Below are 18,823 nucleotides of genomic sequence, written 5' to 3' on the forward strand. Positions count from 1 at the left end.
CGTGAGGGCCCTGGATGACGGCCACTGATCGGCCGCCGCAGGGCTTCAGCCCGACACGCGCACCGCCACCGGACAATGGTCTGAAGGCGCTTCGTCCCCATAGCGTCGATGACATACGCTACGGCCGCGTCCTCCCAGATGGACGCATGGCTCGCTTCGCAGAAAGGTCGTGTGCGAGCAGTGCGACTCCGCCGACGAAGCAGCGAATAAACCCCGGCACACTTCTCGTTTGCGCCCGGTGAAGAATGCCAGTTCGTCACGTCGGCTCCGCACGGCTTTCATACGATCGGCTATGAGATCGCGCGACTGCTATACGAGGAGTTTTTAAAAACAGGATTCTTCTAAGTCAGACGGCGACTAGGCCCGCTTGCAAGCGGACGTCTCGAACCGCCGCTTTGAGTCATCAGCCGACAGTTAGTTCTAGATAGACCGATTGCTGTGGGTCAGTTCCGTTGTGGGGCGACGGCGCTTTGTTGAATAGCTCTGTCGCCCCACAACTCTTACCGATGCCGTGTCCAGCTTGGCGCAAGCCGTCCACACGAACTGACCAGAGGCGCCCAGTTGTTTGGCTCCACACAGACAGCGGTGCCCCGTCCGCTATTGTCTTCCAAAAGGCAGGGCATCTCACCGCTAGTTCAGAGGCCAATCCCAATTCAGGCACTGGAAATCGCACAGCCGTTAAGCTTCCGGTTGTGATGTCCTTGGATATTCGGCTGTCCCGAAATAGGCCTGAGTGCGAGTTCAGCGTTGTCACAGCCTCCCAGCAGGCTCCCCGCCTATGCGTTCGATGACTTCCCCGAGGACGACGCCGTCTGGGAAGTGGTGATGTACGGCGCCGTGGATTCCACCCCCGTCGCCTGGATGGGTGAGGTGCTACTGGCGGATTGGCGCTGGCGCTTCAGAGAAGGCTCACAGCCTTTGCCACAGATGCGCCTTCTGCGCCGCGCTCTGGGCGACGTGGCCGGCCTTCCGATTGGAAGTCGCTGGCGCAACGGCGAACCCGTGGCGGATAAAAGGGGACCGCAGATCTCCACCATTGAGGTCGATAGGATCTCTGGCCTGCCAACCCACAAACTCGGCGATGCCGACCCGACATGGGAAAAGACCGACCGACCTCCCTATCCAGTCACCGGCTTTGCCGATGCGCCCGTCTGGCAGATAAAGTCCGGCCCCGCCGACCGCTACTATGTCCCGGCGATGGAGCTGATCCGATACGTCTTCGGGGGCACGGCGTCGTTCCTCAAGCTGACGGTCGAAGGCGGCCACAAGATCGCGCCAACGTTCCGCCGGCAGGTGTTCGACGCATCCAATAGTGGCCGCGCCTCAGACGACCCCTCAACCGTCCATATCGCCGCCTACCGGCCGCTGTCTCGGCACGAGGCCGAGATCGCCGCTCGTATCGTCACCAACCCGCAAATGCATACGGCGTTCCGACGCGTTTTTGCGTCGGTTCAGACTGCGGCGGCCGGCAAAGGTCGCATCTATCCTGAAACCATCTACCCCTATGATCAGCCTACGAAGTGGCATGTCGAATGGCGCTGGACGCGGGTCACACCGGGCGGATGGCGAAAGCTCATCACCCGCATCCACGCGATCGAGGTGCCTTTCGACGTGAAGCGGATCGTCGTCTCGCTGACAGGCGGGGAGGAACGTCAGGACGACGAGAAGCGACGCCCCGTCTCACGGCGGCGAGGGACCAGAGGCTCCGAACCTCTGCGAATTCTGCCCGACCAGCCCAGCGCATCAAACCTCGCTGAAATGCCCCTCAGCAGCCAGCACACCCACCATGATCCCGGTTTCGTGCTGGACCACGTCATCATCAAAGACGGTGAGCCGAGCAATGTCGTCGTAATCGAAGGCGACACCTATGAGGTAACCGTAGGATCCTCGACCTGGTCATATGGAACTAAGCAAAAGGTGACACCCATCAATTGGATGAGTAAGTCGGACGAAGTGGACGACCCGCCCCGGCCGCCGAACGAATGGCTTATGGCCACACGACTGGCGGTCGAGAAAGCGGCGGAGCGGCAAGGGTGGGCTTGCGCGGCCTTCCTGCCTCCAATCGGGCCCGGTGCAAACACCAGCGACGGGCTGCATCGTTACCCAAAATTCGCTGATGACGAGAGCCCGTTGTCGTGGTCGGAAACGAATGATGGTCGCTCCCGTCGTTGCCTTGTCATGGAAATCACTCTGCCCGAAGGGTACGTGTATATCTTTGACGCTGAACGACCCGCTGATACCGTTGACCGAGACAATCGGCGCGCCTTGGGCCTCGTGCTAGCGCCTATGGGATGGCGGCTGAACTACGAGGATATGCAGGCCCTGCTGGCGGTCAATGCGGCGGCCCGAGGCGTATGGCGACAGGACGACGTTCCCGCGTCCTACCGAGTGGAAACCAGACCTCGGAATGAGACCTGGCGGCGAAACATCCACGCCTATGCGAACCACATCGCTAGTCGAACTAAGGTGCTGGCGCGGACGCGTCACACTGACGGCGGCTAGGTGCCGGTCGGCTTTCAATTGTTTATATTGCAGCACAACTAGCGGCCACCCTGTCCGCTAGGTCCGGATACGATGGGTGCGATGGCCCGACGTCGAAAGCGTAAGCGCAGCACTTTCTCGGAAGTCGAAGTCCGGGAACACATCTCCCGCCATCACCCAACCTGCCCAGCCGAGTTCGCCGACGCCTATGCCCTGCGGATAGCCAGCCGCACTTGGGACCCGCCCACCACGCTCGGCCATGCCGTCGGCCTGACGATCCAGAACGACGTGCGGCACAGGTTCACGGACTACGACCGGCTCCTGCGAGTGCCTGGGCTGACCCGGGATGAAGCGCGGTTGATCGTGGCGGGAGATGTGCGGAGCATCACCCGCAGGTGGGAAGAGGCCGGCTGAACGACGGGTCGGTTATGGGCCCGGCGTTAGCTGCTCGCTAGGTGCATCACCTGCGTTTCAGCCGATGGGCGCTTCGCGGAACGCCGGGAGGAAGGAGGCCTGACGCTCAGCGTCGAAGATCGGCTGAATATGGATGCTGTCGCCGACAAGTTTTTTGAGCGCAAGCTTGGTGAGGCCTGAGGACCGTCGGCGCAGGTAATCAGCTGCGCTCTGAACCTCAGCCCGCGATGGAGAGTACCTAGGCGTGGCCAGGCGTTCGGCGACCATGGAGGCGTAAGCGAAGGGCGGCCTGTCGTCATCGCGTAGGGCCCATGATTGCCATAGGCCTGCCGTCGAGGCCGTCGAGACGAACCGTTCCGGCCATTCCTCCAACAGTCGCGAGACCAGATCGAACAGGCGGTGGCGCTCGGTCGCCGTCAAAACGTCGATGTCGCGCTTTTCACCCTCATATGGCGATGGATCACCACCCCAAGATTCCGCAGCCACGGTGCGAAAGGTGGTCGCGCGGGCGCCCAGGGATAATGATCGCGCGACGTGCCGGATCGTCTGGAAATACTGAACTGAGTAGGGGAAGTGGCTGGGACCTAGCTCGCCCCAGCCCTGAGCCAGGATCAGCTCCTGCCGCATCTGGAGAGACAGGACCATTTCGCTCGCCGGCAGTCGTTGGCCATCCGCCAGAGCGGCGCCGCAGTTGAAGCAGGCGAAACCTCGGGCGCGGAAGGGCGCCAAGATCGATGCACAGTGCGAGCATCGATCAAGAAGCCGCAGCTTGTGTTCGACACAGGCCGTCGCCCAGGACACGCGCCACAGCCGACGATAATAGGGCGCCTGTTCCAAGCAGGCCGGGCAGTATTGCAGCCCCGGACTAAGTCGGGTGCGCGCACGGACACCCAACGGCATGATCCAAGTGGTGCGTCCGAGGGGCTGATGGGATTCGAAGAGTACGCCTTCGTAACTAGCGAGCGTAGTGGCGCGGCATTGCTCGATGGGCGTCAGCGTCGAAGCCGAAAGTATAGCGAGAATCCGATCATCGGCGATGCCGTCGATATCGCGTGTCAGAGGAGGAGGGGTCGAACGCCAGGCGATGTGAGCCAGCGCGTAAGGCTTCATTTCCATGGCCTCCGCCGCGCGCAGGAACCACGACGACAAAAGCTCATCGGGCTTCGGGCGCCCTCGAAAGGGCCACGGCCGGAAATCAGCGGTAGGAGCATCGCCACCGGGTGATGCTCCTGCCGCCATCAAAGCGGCTTGATCAGATCGGCGGTGATCCGCTCCTCGCCCGACTGCACGGCGAGCAGCGCCGCGTCATGGAGAACATAGGAGAGATCGCCGATCCGGCCGCTCGACACCTCGTGCAATGTTCTCGCGATGTCCTCATCATCTAGGCATGACGGCTTGCGAAGAGGGATCAGCGCCTGGAAGCTGCGAAGCAACGTGCGCCAATCTTCGTCATACGGCCAACGCTCCAGTGTCGCTCGCGAGAACCGGCGGTGTAGCTGATCGTCCTTCTGGAACACCTGATCCACCATGTCGGTGCCGGCGACTAGAAATGGAATGCCGGTTTCGTTGGTCAGGTTCTTGAGGACCACATTGAAACGGAGGAGCTGTTTGAAGTGTGCGGGGAGGGCGTTGTGAAACTCGTCGAGAATGATGAGGCCGACCCTGTTGGCCTTTATCAACTTCACAACCGTCCTGAGTTTGGCTGAGGTCGAATAGGACGCCGGAAGAGGGAAACCCAACTTTTCGAGGATGTTTTCGTAAAGCCGCGCCTCATCACCTAGCGGTGGCGTTTCGACGCATACGACAGGGATATGAGCCCATTCACCGAGTAAGGCGGGATCGCACAGTCGCTCAGCTTCCGCCGCCGCGTCATTCTTCCGCTCCGCCCAACGGCGAAGCATAGTCGTTTTCCCGACGTTCGATTCCCCTAGGAGTAGCAGATTACGGGGCCGCGTTGTTGGAGGCGTCATCAGCATAACCTCCATTTTGTCGTAGATTTTTTTGAGCCTAGGGTAGCCGACCCATAGGTTGCCCCAGCGAGAAACAATCCGCTCTGGCCCTTCGAGGTCGATGACCTGGAGAGCCTTCGGGGCGAGGTGCGCGTAACGCGAAGCGGCGGTATCGGTCATCAGATGTCCAGATCGTCGAAGGTGTCGGTGCGGCGCGGCGCAGCCGGGCTCTCAGGCGGCGGCGGCTCAGCCGACAAGGGAACTGCGATCGGCCTGGGCACGGCGGCCGGCGGCCCGGAGCCGGTGACGACCGCCTTCTCCCGCTTTCTCGCGTCTTCATGGCGCCGCTTCTGTTCGCGTTGGCGCCTGGCTTTCACCGTGTCCTGTTTGGAACTGGCGACCAACTCCTGACGCTTGATGCGCTCTTTGTGAGCGTCGAAGATCTCGTTTTCTCCGATGTGCATTAGGCCCTGTTCCTCCAGGGCGCGCTTCGTTGCTCGTTGGTCCCATAGGGACATGCCGATGCTCATGGGGCTTCTGTAGCGGACGGTCAGATAGACCTTGTTGTCCGGATCCCAGACGTACACCTCCGAAACATCGCGTGGGTCGCGGCGGACAGTGAAGGTCTTGCTTGGGGTCTTCGCATGTCGCTGACGCAGGGCGACCAAGCCGTCGGAATCGTAGTGGAAGAGATCCCACTGAACGCCATAGCTTTGTAGCGTCCGCTCGGTCTTCGGCATCAGTTCCTTGCGCCAGAAATCGAGATTGTCGACTTCGTCAGGCAGCTTGTTGATCTGCTTGGTCCCTTCGAAGAAGTACGAGCGCCATTTCTCCAGCGGGGTCATGCCCAGCGTGGAATGCTTGGTGTTGATGTGTTCCTTGATGACGCTGAGGAGGTAGAGTTCAAGCTCCCCAAGCGTGAGGCTGGCGGACTTCCTCGGGTCGGGAAGCTTTGCGCGCTCGCGAATATTCGATCCGGTCGCGCCAGGGAGGTGCTTCACGCTGAACGCTAGCTTGCCAAAGTAGCGTTCGATGTGGGGGCCATATCGAGGCGTCTTGACCTTCCGGTTCATCAGCTCCCCGTCCACGTTCGCCATGAACTGTCGAAGCATGGAGCCCCTGAACTCCTTGGCATTGTCCGCATGGATCATCTTAGGGAAGCCCCAAACGGGCCACTCCATCTCCACGCCCAGGTCGGCGAGCCATCGTTCTTTGCGTGTGATCGAATGGAAGATCGCGAGGCCGGCGCTGGAGGCGCCGGTAGGGTCCAGAGAGAGATAGTAGCCGATGGGCATGAAGCTGAATGTGTCGATCACCATCGTCAGCCGAGGTCGGCCGATGGGGAGGCGATCAACGCTGTCCACCACTTCGAGATCGTAATCCCAATAATCGATCTGGACTGAACTGAGCGGCGCCTCGGCGAAAGGATAGCTGCCCATCAGGCGCTTCTTGGCGTCGTGCGATGCCCGCTTGCCCTGGCGCGCCTCGATGACCTCGATCGGGTCTAGCGCCGCGATGCGAGCGTAGAAGGTGGCGAGAACCGGAGGGCGTAAACCCGCCTTTGCGAATTCGATTTCAAGGTGTTCCTTGTACACCGTCATAGGGGCGGGCTGATTTTTGACCAGGTAGTGCTTCCTGATGATGGCATCGAGGAGGGCGTCTCGCTCGGCGCTCATACGCCGCTGTCCGCGCGCGCCTTGCCCGCCCTTTGGAAGCAAGCTCATGACCGAGCCGGTGTAGCCTTTCACACGGCGATAGACGGTCGCTCGATCAACCCCGAGCACCTTGCCGGCTTCGATTATGAAGTCCGACTTTTCACCACGCGAGATGGCGCCGGTGAGAAGGGGTTTGAGGACTTCCCACCAACAGTAAGCTTCCTCGGTCTCTTTAGGGCTATAGTCGTCCAAAGCGCGGATCGGTGCGCTTACGCTTCGTGGATCGTCGATGTCCTTACGCCCGACGACGCGATGTTCCTCGCTCTCGAAGCGGACCAGATAGCTGTCCAGGTCGAGTACGCGAACGATAGTGGCAGGGCGATTGCCGATCGTGACATTGACGCCGGCGTCTAACCTAAGTCCCTTCAAGCAATGCTCCGATTTTCGCATTCGCCCACCACGTCAGAGGCGTATCGTCGGTGAGAGGCTTGTTGAGGTCGCCAATCAGAAGCTCCGCACCCAGCATGTAATAGAGGGCTTCCATAACAACGCCGCGAATGGCCCCTTCCTCCTCCAGCCGGAAACGGATGTCGCCTAGTCGGTGCGTCCCCTTGGCGAGGACAATCGCCTGCACCCGACGCACCATTTCCTGATCCACGCTGCCTCGCAGGGTCGGGGCGATCAGTTCGGCGTTCACCTGACGCTGTGTGCGAATGGTGCGTTCGGTCACCACGCGGTAGCCGACATTTCTCTCGGCGAAATACCGGCGAGCGGCGCGGTACTTCGGCGCCAGTGTTCCATATTCCGAGCGTAGGATCGCCAGCGGTTTCACCTCGAAGACCACGCGTCGAAAGCCGTGAGGCCAAGGCGAGCGTGTCTGCCAGACCGCCATGATGTCGGGCGTATAGGTACGCGCCTGGCCATCGACCGTAAGACTGATCGTCATCGGCTGAGTGACCACGTCGCGGATGTGGCCGTCCACCTCCAGCAACATAAGGAAATCGCGTTCCAGTTTGGACTCGTAAAGAAGCGGTCCGCTCGGATAGCGCGAGGGCATCTGCCCTGTCACTGAGCGACGGCCCGGTGGAATGCGTCGGCGCTTATGCACTTCGGTATCTTGTCGCATTATTTGCCAGAGTCCTAGATTTTGTCGCAGTTCTTGGTGGATGAAATCGGAGCTTTGGGCACCGTTAACGGGTCATCTCAGGCTTGGTTTGTCGCATCGGGTGCCGGAACTCACACGGCGGGGGCCTGCGCGCCAAACCGGGCGAGGCCTCGTTGGCGCACAACGGCGTGCTGTTCCTGGACGAGTTGCCGGAATATTCGGCCCAGGCGCTGGATTCCCTGCGGCAGCCGCTGGAGACGGGCGAGATCGTGGTGGCCCGCGCCAACGCCCATGTCCGCTATCCGGCGCGGTTCCAGTTGGTGGCGGCCATGAACCCCTGCCGCTGCGGCATGGGCGGAGCCGGGCGCGGCGCCTGCGGCAAGGCCCCGCGTTGTCAGCGCGACTACCAGAACCGCATTTCCGGCCCCATGTTCGACCGCATCGACCTGACCGTGGAGACGCCGCCGGTCACCGCCGCCGACATGGCCCTGCCGCCGCCCGCCGAAGGCACGGTCGAGGCCAGGGCCCGCGTCGCCGCCGCCCGCGCCATGCAGGAGGAACGGGTGCGGGCCGCAGGGCTCGATCCGGCGCAGGGCCTGAACGCCCGCGCATCCGGCGACACCCTGGACCGGTTCGCCACGCCCGATGAGGCGGGACGGATGCTGCTGATGCGCGCGGGTGAGGCGGGGGCGCTGACGGCGCGCGGCTGGACCCGCACCCTGCGGCTGGCGCGCACCATCGCGGATCTGGACGGAGCGACCGGCGTGCTGCGCCGCCATATCGCCGAGGCCCTGATCTATCGTCGCAACACCGTGGGCGCCGAGGCTGATTTCGACCGCCGTGTCGCCGCGCGCAGCGACGGCGGGTTCGGCGTGCGTGAAGACGAAGGGGAACAGACGCCCTTCCTCCACTCATGATGGAGCCATGCGCGCAGACAATCCTTAACCCGCCCCTCCTATCCTCACCGCCCTACGGAGAGCGGCCATGGCGCGACGGACAACAGCGAACCTGATCGAGAACGGCGCAGCGGACGCCGTCGATCCCGCCCAGCAATTCCTGCGGCTGATGAGCCACGAGATGCGCACGCCCCTGAACGGCGTCATCGGCATGATCAATCTGTTGCAGAACACCCCGCTGAACGGCGCCCAGCGCGCCTATGCAGAAACCGCACGCCAATCGGCGGAGCATCTGCTGGGTCTGGTCAACGACCTGCTCGACTATGCCCGGCTGGAGGCCCACGCGCTGGAGTTCGATCTGGTGCCGGTCGATCTGGAGGGGCTGGTGCGCGGCGTCGCCGAATTGCTCAGCCCCCGCGCCCATGACAAGGGGCTGGAGATCGTCTGGTCCGTCGCCGCCGACACGCCGGACATTCTGGCCGACGAAGGGCGCCTGCGTCAGGTCCTGTTCAATCTGGCGGGCAATGCGGTCAAGTTCACTGAAAACGGCGGGGTGCGGATATCGGTCGAATGCGCAGACACCGATCCAAACCGCCCGCGCCTGGCCTTCATCGTCGACGACACCGGACCGGGCGTCGCCCCTGAAGCCCGCGACCGCATCTTCGAGGAGTTCGGCCATGCCGATTCGTCGGACGCCGTGCGCCATGACGGCGCGGGCCTGGGTCTGGCGGTCGTGCGCAAACTGGCCGCCGCCATGGACGGGACCGTCCAGGTCGAGGATCGGCCCGACGGCCCCGGCGCCCGTTTCCGCTTCATCGCCCCGTTCGATGTCGTCGCTGCGCCTCGCGGCCGTCCGCTTGAGGGCCAGACCGTAGCCGTGCGCTCGCCTCACCCCTTCATCCTGTCGGCCGCCGTCGAACAGATCGCGGCCTCCGGCGGCTTGGTCGCGGCTGACGCGCCGGTCGCCCTGATCGATCACGCCAGCGCGCCAAAAGCTGGGCTGGCGCCCCATCCCGAGACGGGCCGCGCCATCATCCTGCTGAAGCCGTCCGAGCGTGACCTGATCGCCCGTTATCGGTCCGCTGGCTTCCATGGCTATCTGATCAAGCCCCTGCGCCGCGCCTCATTGGTCGAGCGGGTCCTGGCCGCCGTCGGCAACGTCGCCAGCGAGGCCGCAGCCCCCGCCCCTTCGCCCGAAGACGACCGCGTCGCCCCGGCCCGTTTCGCCGGCACGCGGGTGCTTTTAGCCGAGGACAATCCGGTCGGCGCCCTTCTGGCCCGCACCCTGTTGCGCCGCGAGGGCTGCGTCGTCGAAACCGCAGCCACGGGCGCCGAGGCGGTCGAGGCCGTCAGCCGCGCCCGTTATGATCTGGTCTTCATGGACATGCGCATGCCGGGCATGGACGGCCCAGCCGCCGCGCGCGCCATCCGGGCCGCGGGTGATTCGACGCCCATCCTGGCCCTGACCGCCAACGCCTTCGCCGAGGACCGCCGGGCCTGTCTGGAGGCCGGGATGAACGACCATCTGGTCAAGCCGCTGGACGCCGCCTCGCTCCGCGCCGCTCTGGCCCGCTGGACGAACGCCGACGGACACGCCAAGGTCGGATGAATACAGGCGTCCGCGTTTTGGCCGCCGTCGGAGCCGTGCATGAACGACCAGACATCAACGCCCGCTTCTGAGGTCGCGGCGCTTCGACCTCAACCCAAGGGACTGGGCGTTCTGAAAGCCGCTTTCCGCGAGCGGCGCACCCTGGCCATGCTGCTGCTGGGCTTCTCTTCCGGCCTGCCCTTCGCCATGCTGTTCGGCACGTTGAACGCGTGGTTGACGGCGGTGAACGTGTCGGTGGCCACCATCGGCGTCCTGTCGTGGGTCGGCCTGTTCGGCGCCTTCAAGTTTCTGTGGTCCCCGGCTGTCGGGCTGCGTCTGCCCGGCGTCGGGCGATTGGGGCAGAGACGATCCTGGATGATCGTCTGCCAGATCATTCTGGCTCTGACCTTCGTCGTCATCGCCGTGTCCCACCCCGCCAGCAACGCCATCGGCGCCCTGGCCCTGGCTGCCGCCGTCGGCGCCTTCGTCTCGGCGACGCAGGATATCGTCATCGACACCTGGCGGATCGAGGCGGCGGACGACCGCGCGCCGGTGGACCTGCTGTCGGCGGTCTATCAACTGGGCTTCCGCACGGCCGCCCTTGTCGGCGGCGCGGGCGCCTTGATCCTGGCCGATGTGCTAGGCTGGCCTTCGACCTTCCTGATCGGTGCGGGCCTGATGGGCCTTGGGCTGATCGGCGCCTTCATCGCCCCCGAACCCGAGCGCGAGGCTGCTCAAGCGATCGCGCGGGAGCGGGTTGCGACGCCCGGCCTGCGCCGCGCGGCCCTGATCATCACGCTTGCGGCCTGGGGCTGGGCCGCCTTCATGTTGATCCGTTTCATGGTTTCAGCCCTGACGACCACGCCCGCGCCCAGCGCCGGAACCTTCATCCAGACCTGGGGGCCGCTGATCGTCGCCGCCGCCGTCCTGCTGCCTGCTATCCTGGCGGGCGGCCTGGTCTGGCGCGGGCGCAAGACCGTCGCCTCCGCCTCCGCCGCCCAAGGCGGCCTGGGCGAGCGCTTTTATGACGCCATTCTGGCGCCCCTGGTCGAGTTGATGGGACGTCTGGGCTGGGGCGCGGTGATCGTGCTGGGCCTGATCCTCAGCTATCGGATCACCGACGGCGTGTGGGGGCCTTTCGCCTATCCCTTCTATATGGGGACAGAGGGCGGCGCCCTGGGCCACACCATGACCGAGGTCGCCCTGGCGTCAAAGACCTTCGGCGTCTTCATGACCCTGCTGGGCATCGCCCTGGGCGGATGGGCCCTGCTGGTCATCGGCCGGATGCCCTGCCTGCTGATCGGCGCGGTCATCAGCGCCGCGACCAATCTGCTGATGATGGATCTGGCGATGGGCGCGCCGGTGATCGACCCCTTCATGCGGGCCACCGGCCTCTATGCCCTGTTCGGAACCTTCGGCGTCGGCGAGCCCCTGGCCCGGCTGATGGCCGCCATCGCGGGCGAGAACATCGCGGGCGGCTTTGCGGGCGCGGCCTTCGTCGCCTATCTGTCGGCGCTGTCGAACCGGTTGTTCGGCGCGGTTCAGTTCGCCGTCTTCACCTCTTTGGCCCTGTTGATCGGCACCCTGGGGCGGGCGCCGCTCGGCGAACTGGTGGATCGGGCAGGGTTTGCGCCCATGTTCCAGTTCGCCGCCGCGCTGGGTCTGATCGCCGTGCTGTTCTGCGCGCTGGAATGGATCAGACTGACGCTGGAAACCCGCAAGGCGGCCAAGTCCCTCAGCGCTTGAGGAAGCCGCCGATCATTCCGCCCAGGCCGCCAAGACCGCCCGGCAGTTTGTTCAACAGGTCATCGGCCCCGGCGGTCTGACCGCCCGGCGTCAGCCGGTCGATGGCCTCGGGCAACAGTCCGGCCAGGGTTTCGCTGGCCTGTTGCGGCGAGATGCCCATCTTGGCGGCGATGTCGGCGATAGGGCCATGGCCGATGACGGCCTGGATCTGCTCGGCCGAAATTGCGGCGTTGGCGCCCTTGCCGACCCAGGAGCCGACCACGTCGCCAAGCCCGGCCTGGTTGAATTTCTCCACCAGACCGCCGACGCCGCCCTGCCCTTTCAGCAGATCGCCCAGACCGCCCGCGGCGTCATCGCCCAGACCGTTCAATACGTTGTCGAGAAAGCCCATAGTCTGTCTCCTGTTGAGGTCAGTCCGAGCATAACACCGTCAGATGACGGCGCCGAGAACGACTGGTCCCGCAGGATCGGCCGGTCGGCAGGGCGTTGTCTCGACTATTTCTTGGCGCTCTCGGCGGTCGAGCTGACGGCCGAACCCGCCGCCGCCACATCGCGTCCGACGCCGGAAATGGTGTTGCAGGCCGACACGGCCAGGGCGGCGGCGACGACGGACAGAGCGATGATCTTGCGCATGGAGAGAACCCCTTCTTGTATGGTCAAGCTGTCGAAACGCCGATCGCGGTTTCCGGTTGCATGGCCTCGTCGGCGGACAGCGACGGAACACCGCAATGCCGAAACGGCGCAGGCCATTGCGCCGGGCGCCGATGGCGTCGAAGCTGCCCGCTTCGCTTCTGAGGGGTTGTTGATGCGTCGTTTCCTGATTTCGTCCGTGGCCGTCATGGCCGTCCTGTCCGGTGCGCCGGCCTTGGCCCAGACCACATCTGTCGCTCCGGCAGCAGCGGCCCAGAGCGAGGACGCCCGGCTGAACGCCTTCTTCGAACAGGCCTTCCAGGCCCGCATCGCCCTCAGTCCCCAGTCAATGACCGCCCTGGGCCTGAAGACCGACTACGACAAGCTGGATGATGTCTCCGACGCCGCCGCCGACCGGGCCCTGGCGCTGCAGGAGGCCCAGTTGGCCCAGATGAAGGCCCAGTTCGATCCGGCCAAGCTCAGCCCGCAGGCGAAACTGTCGTGGCGGATGTTCGAATACGGCGTTGAACAGGCGCGCACCTCCAACCAGTGGCGCAACTGGAGCTTCCAGTTCACGGCCATGGGCAATCCGACGACCAACCTGCCGATCTTCCTGATCAATAATCACCGCGTCGCCAGCGTCTCGGACGCCGAGGCCTATGTGGCCCGTCTGAACGACGCCGAGCGCCAGATGGATCAGGTCGCCGCCACCCTGAAGACGCGCGCCGCCGCCGGCGTCGTCTCGCCCCGGTTCGTCTTCCAGCCCTCGCTGGACAGCACCCGCAACGTCATCACCGGCGCCCCATTCGACACCGGCGCCGACAACCCGGTCTGGGCCGACTTCCAGAAGAAGGTCGCTGCCCTCGACACGGACCAGGCGGCCAAGGACCGGCTGCTGGCCTCGGCCCGCACCGCCCTGACCGGCTCCTACAAGCGCGGGTTCGAGACGGTCCTGACCGCCCTGACCGAGGTTCAGCCCCAAGCCGACAGCGACGCCGGCGTCTGGCGCCTGCCGGACGGCGAGGCCTATTACAACGCCCGCCTCCAGCTCTCGACCACGACCGATCTGACCGCCGACCAGATCCACCAGACGGGCCTGCAGGAGGTCGCCCGCATCCAGCGCGAGATGGAGGTCGTCAAGGCCCAGATCGGCTTCAACGGCTCGCTGCAGGACTTCTTCGTCTTCCTGAAGACCGATCCGCGCTTCCAGTATCCGAACACGCCGGAGGGCAAGGAGCAGTATCTGACCGACGCCCGCGCCTTCGTCGCCCAGGTGATGGACGTGGCGCCGCAGTGGTTCTCGACCCTGCCCAAGGCGGCGCTGGAGGTCCGCGCGGTCGAACCGTTCCGCGAGGCGACGGCCGCCATCGCCTTCTATAACGCCCCCGCCCCTGACGGTTCGCGCCCCGGCATCTATTACGTGAACCTGTCGGACATGACCCAGGTCCTGAAGCCCCAGATCGAGGGCATCAGCTATCACGAGGGCGCGCCGGGCCACCATTTCCAGATCGCCTACGCCCAGGAGATCGAGGGCCTGCCGCGCTTCCGTCGTTTCGGGGGTTACGGCGCATACGCCGAGGGTTGGGGACTTTATGCAGAGCGTCTGGGCAAGGAGATGGGCTTCTATCAGGACCCTTATTCCGACTTCGGCCGTCTCTCGACCGAGCTGTGGCGGGCGGTGCGCCTGGTGACCGACACGGGCCTGCACGCCAAACGCTGGAGCCGTGAACAGGCGATCGACTATTTCCGCCAGAACTCGCTGCTGTCGGAGCGCGACATCGTCAAGGAAGTCGAGCGCTACATCACCAACCCCGGCCAGGCGACCAGCTACAAGATCGGCGAACTGAAGATCGAGGAACTGCGCGACAAGGCCCGTGCGTCCCTGGGCGACCGGTTCGACATCAAGGACTTCCACGCCGTTGTGCTGGGTTCCGGCTCCGTGCCGCTGGACGTGCTGGAGGATCAGGTCAACGCTTGGATCGCAGCGGGCGGCGGCAAGCCAGCGAACTAAACGGCCTCTCCCTCCCCTTCGTGGGAGGGTGGTCGCGAAGCGACCGGGTGGGGACGGCAGGGAGACGCATTTCAGGCGCGCAGCCCGCTTGGCCGCCGGCCCTCCCCACCCGGCCTCGCTCCGCTCAGCCACCCTCCCCGGCACGGGGAGGGAAAGGTCAGAGTCGGATTTTTCCGACTTTATGTGTATGAGCCGCCGCCATGCCCTTCACTGCCACCGTCCTGACCATGTTCCCCGACGCCTTTCCCGGCCCGCTCGGCGTGTCGCTGATCGGCACGGCCTGGCGCGAGAGGGGGCTGTGGGAGCTTGAAACGGTTGACATCCGCGCCTTTTCCACAGATACGCGCGGCTTCCTGGACGACACCCCTGCGGGTGGCGGGCCAGGTGCTGTGCTTAAGGCGGACGTTGTGGCTCGGGCGGTCGATAGCCTGTCGGGACCAAAGCGGCCGCTTTTGTACATGAGCGCCAGGGGCAGGCCCCTGACCCAGGCGCGCGTCAAGGAATGGGTCTCGCCTGAAAAGGGTGGGGCCGACGGGATCGTCGTGCTGTGCGGCCGTTTCGAGGGGGTGGACCAGCGGGTGCTTGACGCACGCGGGTTCGAGGAGGTCTCGGTCGGAGACGCGGTTCTCGCCGGCGGCGAGGCGGCGGCGATGGTCGCGATCGAGGCGTGCGTAAGGCTGATCCCCGGCGTGCTCGGCTCAGGCGACAGCCTGTCGTCCGAAAGCTTCGAGGATGGGCTTCTGGAACACCCGCAGTACACGCGACCGCGGACGTTCGAGGGGCTGGATATTCCCGAAGTGCTGCTGTCGGGCGACCACAAGAAGGTCGACCAATGGCGTCAGGCGCAACGGGAGCTAACGACGCGGGAACGCCGCCCAGACCTCTGGGAAGCGCATTCCGCCAAATCACAGGTAAAGAGCGCAAAGCTCGAGGAGAAATAGAATGAATATCGTTCAGCAGATCGCTGCCGAAGAAAAAGCCCGCGTTCTGGGCGACCGCAAGATCCCGGACTTCCAGCCCGGCGACACCCTGCGCGTCAACGTGAAGATCAAGGAAGGCGAGCGCGAGCGCGTTCAGGCCTTCGAAGGCGTCTGCATCGCCCGTGACGGCGGTGGCGTGAACGAGACCTTCACGGTCCGCAAGATTTCGTTCGGCGAAGGCGTCGAGCGCAAGTTCCCCATCCTGTCGCCGAACGTCGAGTCGATCGAAGTGAAGCGCCGCGGCGTCGTGCGTCGCGCCAAGCTGTACTATCTGCGCGACCGTCGCGGTAAGTCGGCGCGCATCGCCGAGCGTCAGACCGTTCGTCCGGCCAAGGGCGCCGTCGTTCCGGTCACCGGATCGGCCGACAAGCCCAGCGAAGAAGCATAAATCCTGCTTCTGACGGAATAGACGAAGGCCCCGGCGATCGCGCCGGGGCCTTTTTCTTTGGACGATGCGGATCCGCTAGTTCGGAAACAGCGGGTTGGAGGCGTCGCGCTGGCCCTCCAGGCTGTGTTTCAGCCCCTCCATCTGATCGTGCCCGGTCTTGATCGCGGCATAGGCGCGGCGAATGATCTCGCGCGTGGTGGCCGAGATGGCGCCGTCCTCCAGCGACTTTTCGAACTTGTCGGCGATGAAGTTTTCGCCGCTGTTGATCGAGCCGACGACGGAATCATCATTGCGCAGCAGGGCGTGTTTCACGTCCAGAAAGGCGCGGTGGGCCTTGGCCAGGATGGAGCCGGATGATTCCGGATCACCGCCCAGGCCGCGCACGGCGGCGGACAGGTCGTCGACCACCTTGGCGCGTTCAGCGTTGCGGCGTTCGAACAGGTCGCGATAATGGGCGTCCTGGGTTTCCCCGGCGGCTTCGCGATAACCGTCGGCGCTGTCCAGCGTGGTTTCGATCAGTCCGTTCAATACCTTGATGTCGTGGGCGTTGGGATTGCTCATCTCGCTCGCTCCTTTCCGCTGTTGCGGTGAACCGGCGAAATGAACGGGCGCAGCGAAGGTTGCCGCGCCGCGATCAAAACAGCGTCAGAGCTTGGTGCGCAGCGACCACAGCTCGGGGAAGCAACGCTTGGTCAGGGTCGAGGCCAGATAGGCCGCGCCTTCCGTTCCGCCCGTCCCACGACGACGACCGATGATCCGCTCGACCGTGACCACATGCTTGTGCCGCCAGGTCAGCAGGGCGTCGTCCAGATCGACCAGCTTCTCGGCCAGCTGATACAGGGGCCACCAGCGTTCGGTGTCGCGATAAACCTCCAGCCAGGCCGCCTCGACCGCCTCTGACGGCTCATAGGGCTGGGTCACGTCGCGGTTCAGCACCGAGACGGGCACCGGCAGGCCCGCGATGGCCAACTGGGCCAGGGCGTCGTCATACAGGCTGGGCGCGGCGATGGCGGCCTTCAGCGCCTCATGGGCCTGGGGCCGGTCGACGTGGAACTTCAGGAAGCTGGAGTCCTTCAGGCCCAGCATGGCCTCGAACCGGCGGAACTGGTCGCTCTGGAAACCGGAGGACGAGCCGAGCGACCCCCGGAACCGCAGATAGTCCGACGGGGTCATGGTCGACAGGATGTCCCAGCTCTGGGTCATCACCGCCTGGATGCGCGACACCCGCGCCAGGCTCTTGTAGGCGGGCACCAGATCGCCGCTGCGCACCATGGTCTGGGCCAGGGCCACCTCGTGCAGAATCTGCTTGAGCCACAGCTCCTTGGTCTGGTGGATGACGACGAACAGCATCTCGTCGTGTTCGTCCGACAGCGGGTGCTGGGCCGAAAGCAGGTCGTCCAACGCCAGATAACCGGCGTAGGTGATGTCGCTGGATTGGGTCATGCCTAGCCTATCGCCCGCAAGGGGATGGCGCGCAAGTCGGGCTTAGTGCTGGCCCGGCGCCTGAGGCTGGGGTTGGGCGGTCGCATTGGCGGCGATCTGGCGGCCCGCGTCGAAGGCGTCGCGCGCGCCTTTGTAGATGAAGCCGTAGGTCGGATAGACGGTGGTGCCCAGGCCGTTGATCGGATTGTACCAGACCTTGACCTGCGACCAGTCGTTGGCTGGCGAGACGTCGACGACGGTGACGTTTTCCTCGACCTTGCCGCGGCTGCCGCCCCAGTTGGCGTGGGTCACGCGGACCACGCGGTCAGTCAGGATGTCGGAGACGACGGCGACGTGGCCCCGGCTCATGCGGCCCTCGGGGCGGAAGACCAGGACCGAGCCGGTTTCAGGCGCCTTGCCGGTGCGGAAGTTGGAGGTGGCCTGACGCCACCAGGTCCAGGCGTCGCCGAAGATGTTGATGCCCGAGAACATGCGCGCGAAGGTCACGCACTGCCAATACGGCTCGCTGGCGTTCGCGGCGGATGGGACGGCGCCCAGCGTGACGAAACCTAGGGTCGCTGCAACCGCAGCGGCTTTGAGCCGTTTAAACATGCTGTAACTGTATGCTGCCCGTCGTTGTGGCGGTTACACCACACCACGTCAGGATTGAAAAACCCTTTCCGGCGTATCGTCGTTGGATTTTTTCTGACTTGACGACTTTTTCCGCCGATCGGCCATCCCCCGCAAAGCCTTGCGGGCCGGGCGTTCGACCAGGTGATAGGACACCGCCGCCACGACCGGCAAAAGCGCCAAAATCGCCAACCACACAAAAATGTGAAGTTGCTTGTCCGGGGCGTCCGTCAGCTTGGCCGCGAGATTGATCGACAGCAGCTTCCACGGCACGCAGACCATATAGACCGAATAGCTGATCTCCCCCAGATAGACGGCGGGTCTGGACGCCAGCACCCCGGCCCGCGCGTTCGGCAGCGAGGCCAATGACAGGATCAGCGCGCCGGCGAACAGGACGGTGATCCCGTCCCACAGGCCCAGGGCGGCGCTCAGGATCATCAGGGCGAAGGAGGCCGCCGACGCCGTCCACGGCGCCTTCAGCGGGGCCTTGCGGTAAACCAGGTACAGGGCGCAGCCCAGGGCGAAGCAAGGCACGATCCGCAGCGCGCCCCAGCGGAAGGTCGCCTCGGTCAGGGGGAAGCCCGCAACCTGTTCGAACACGAAATAGAGCACGGTCAGGAAGGCCGCCGCCCCCACGACCGCCGCCACGGGCTTGTCGCGCAGCCGCCAGAAGACAAAGGCGAACAGGGGGAAGCACAGATAGGCGAACCATTCCGCCGAGATCGACCAGGACGGGTGGTTCCACCCCGCCACCGGCGCCAGCCCCCAGGCGTGCAGCATCAGCAGATTGGCCGGCAGCGCGGGCCAGCTCAGCACATTGCCGTCCACGCTCATGCCCGCGATCAGGGCCGCGGCGGCCAGAAGCCCCACCCCGATCAGGGGCTCTGTTGCAAACTGATCCGATTTTCGGTGATCTGTCTTGCCGAGA

17 protein-coding genes and 1 pseudogene are annotated in these 18,823 nt (G+C 64.6%); 8 read left to right on the top strand and 10 right to left on the bottom strand.

Translation table 11 applies throughout. From position 1 onward, the window contains the following. The first annotated feature begins 747 nt into the window (after window positions 1–747). Together KWG56_RS13745 and KWG56_RS13750 are read left to right on the top strand one after the other, a co-directional pair. Window positions 748–2,502 (top strand): hypothetical protein, encoded by a 1,755-nt coding sequence (locus tag KWG56_RS13745; protein WP_219352605.1) that lies wholly within the window; start codon window positions 748–750, stop codon window positions 2,500–2,502. An 81-nt stretch (window positions 2,503–2,583) separates the two neighbouring features. After that, a complete protein-coding gene (locus KWG56_RS13750) occupies window positions 2,584–2,895 on the top strand; it encodes a DUF2293 domain-containing protein (protein ID WP_219352606.1) in 312 nt (103 codons plus the stop codon). A 57-nt stretch (window positions 2,896–2,952) separates the two neighbouring features. On the opposite strand, the gene KWG56_RS13755 is transcribed toward KWG56_RS13750, so the two are convergent. Genes KWG56_RS13755 through KWG56_RS13770 form a run of 4 tightly spaced genes read right to left on the bottom strand, consistent with a single transcriptional unit; the run spans window position 2,953 to window position 7,556 of the window. Beyond that, window positions 2,953–4,134 carry a TniQ family protein gene (locus tag KWG56_RS13755; RefSeq protein ID WP_219352607.1) on the bottom strand — a complete coding sequence of 394 codons (1,182 nt, stop codon included), beginning with the start codon at window positions 4,132–4,134 and terminating at the stop codon, window positions 2,953–2,955. Next, window positions 4,134–5,024 carry a TniB family NTP-binding protein gene (locus KWG56_RS13760; RefSeq protein WP_219352608.1) on the bottom strand — a complete coding sequence of 297 codons (891 nt, stop codon included), beginning with the start codon at window positions 5,022–5,024 and terminating at the stop codon, window positions 4,134–4,136. Before KWG56_RS13760 ends, KWG56_RS13755 begins: the two co-directional genes overlap by 1 nt. After that, the gene (locus KWG56_RS13765; protein ID WP_219352609.1) at window positions 5,024–6,928 is read right to left on the bottom strand and encodes a Mu transposase C-terminal domain-containing protein; all 1,905 of its coding nucleotides are present in this window, start codon (window positions 6,926–6,928) and stop codon (window positions 5,024–5,026) included. Before KWG56_RS13765 ends, KWG56_RS13760 begins: the two co-directional genes overlap by 1 nt. After that, on the bottom strand, window positions 6,915–7,556 hold the full coding sequence (locus tag KWG56_RS13770; RefSeq protein ID WP_219352610.1) for a TnsA endonuclease N-terminal domain-containing protein: 642 nt from the start codon (window positions 7,554–7,556) through the stop codon (window positions 6,915–6,917). The genes KWG56_RS13765 and KWG56_RS13770 overlap by 14 nt, the downstream gene beginning before the upstream one ends. A gap of 185 nt (window positions 7,557–7,741) precedes the next feature. Here KWG56_RS13770 and KWG56_RS13775 point away from each other — a divergent pair. The 3 genes and pseudogenes from KWG56_RS13775 to KWG56_RS13785 all read left to right on the top strand — a co-directional run. After that, window positions 7,742–8,521 (top strand): annotated as a pseudogene (locus tag KWG56_RS13775) (ATP-binding protein); the annotation flags it as partial. 67 nt (window positions 8,522–8,588) lie between these two features. Beyond that, window positions 8,589–10,109 (top strand): response regulator, encoded by a 1,521-nt coding sequence (locus KWG56_RS13780; RefSeq protein ID WP_219352611.1) that lies wholly within the window; start codon window positions 8,589–8,591, stop codon window positions 10,107–10,109. Window positions 10,110–10,148: 39 nt separating this feature from the next. Next, complete coding sequence (locus tag KWG56_RS13785; protein WP_219352612.1) at window positions 10,149–11,834, top strand: AmpG family muropeptide MFS transporter; 1,686 nt, start codon at window positions 10,149–10,151, stop codon at window positions 11,832–11,834. Here KWG56_RS13785 and KWG56_RS13790 read toward each other — a convergent pair. Then, window positions 11,824–12,225: a YidB family protein gene (locus KWG56_RS13790; RefSeq protein WP_201098795.1), complete on the bottom strand. Its 402-nt coding sequence runs from the start codon at window positions 12,223–12,225 to the stop codon at window positions 11,824–11,826. The two genes, KWG56_RS13785 and KWG56_RS13790, sit on opposite strands and share 11 nt — an antisense overlap. A 104-nt stretch (window positions 12,226–12,329) precedes the next feature. Next, a complete protein-coding gene (locus KWG56_RS13795; protein WP_201098793.1) occupies window positions 12,330–12,467 on the bottom strand; it encodes an entericidin A/B family lipoprotein in 138 nt (45 codons plus the stop codon). A 172-nt stretch (window positions 12,468–12,639) separates the two neighbouring features. Here KWG56_RS13795 and KWG56_RS13800 point away from each other — a divergent pair, with 172 nt between their 5' ends. The 3 genes from KWG56_RS13800 (at window position 12,640) to rplS (ending at window position 15,843) form a co-directional block, all read left to right on the top strand. Next, window positions 12,640–14,475 carry a DUF885 domain-containing protein gene (locus KWG56_RS13800; RefSeq protein WP_219352613.1) on the top strand — a complete coding sequence of 612 codons (1,836 nt, stop codon included), beginning with the start codon at window positions 12,640–12,642 and terminating at the stop codon, window positions 14,473–14,475. A 200-nt stretch (window positions 14,476–14,675) separates the two neighbouring features. Continuing rightward, entirely contained in the window at window positions 14,676–15,416 is a 741-nt protein-coding gene (trmD, locus tag KWG56_RS13805) for a tRNA (guanosine(37)-N1)-methyltransferase TrmD (RefSeq protein ID WP_219352614.1), read from the top strand. Window position 15,417: 1 nt separating this feature from the next. Further along, entirely contained in the window at window positions 15,418–15,843 is a 426-nt protein-coding gene (gene rplS, locus KWG56_RS13810) for a 50S ribosomal protein L19 (RefSeq protein ID WP_201098759.1), read from the top strand. Between the two features lie 75 nt (window positions 15,844–15,918). Here the strand turns inward: rplS and KWG56_RS13815 are convergent, their stop codons facing one another. From KWG56_RS13815 to KWG56_RS13830, 4 genes are all read right to left on the bottom strand, one after another. After that, window positions 15,919–16,404 carry a PA2169 family four-helix-bundle protein gene (locus KWG56_RS13815; protein ID WP_219352615.1) on the bottom strand — a complete coding sequence of 162 codons (486 nt, stop codon included), beginning with the start codon at window positions 16,402–16,404 and terminating at the stop codon, window positions 15,919–15,921. Window positions 16,405–16,488: 84 nt separating this feature from the next. Next, the gene (locus KWG56_RS13820) at window positions 16,489–17,286 is read right to left on the bottom strand and encodes a tryptophan 2,3-dioxygenase (protein ID WP_219352616.1); all 798 of its coding nucleotides are present in this window, start codon (window positions 17,284–17,286) and stop codon (window positions 16,489–16,491) included. 42 nt (window positions 17,287–17,328) lie between these two features. Continuing rightward, complete coding sequence (locus KWG56_RS13825) at window positions 17,329–17,877, bottom strand: CHAP domain-containing protein (protein ID WP_201098765.1); 549 nt, start codon at window positions 17,875–17,877, stop codon at window positions 17,329–17,331. Window positions 17,878–17,925: 48 nt separating this feature from the next. Beyond that, a complete protein-coding gene (locus KWG56_RS13830; RefSeq protein WP_244999521.1) occupies window positions 17,926–18,765 on the bottom strand; it encodes an acyltransferase family protein in 840 nt (279 codons plus the stop codon). Window positions 18,766–18,823: the final 58 nt, after the last annotated feature.

The sequence above is a fragment of the Brevundimonas nasdae genome (assembly GCF_019395145.1).
In the GTDB taxonomy this organism is placed as follows: domain Bacteria; phylum Pseudomonadota; class Alphaproteobacteria; order Caulobacterales; family Caulobacteraceae; genus Brevundimonas; species Brevundimonas nasdae.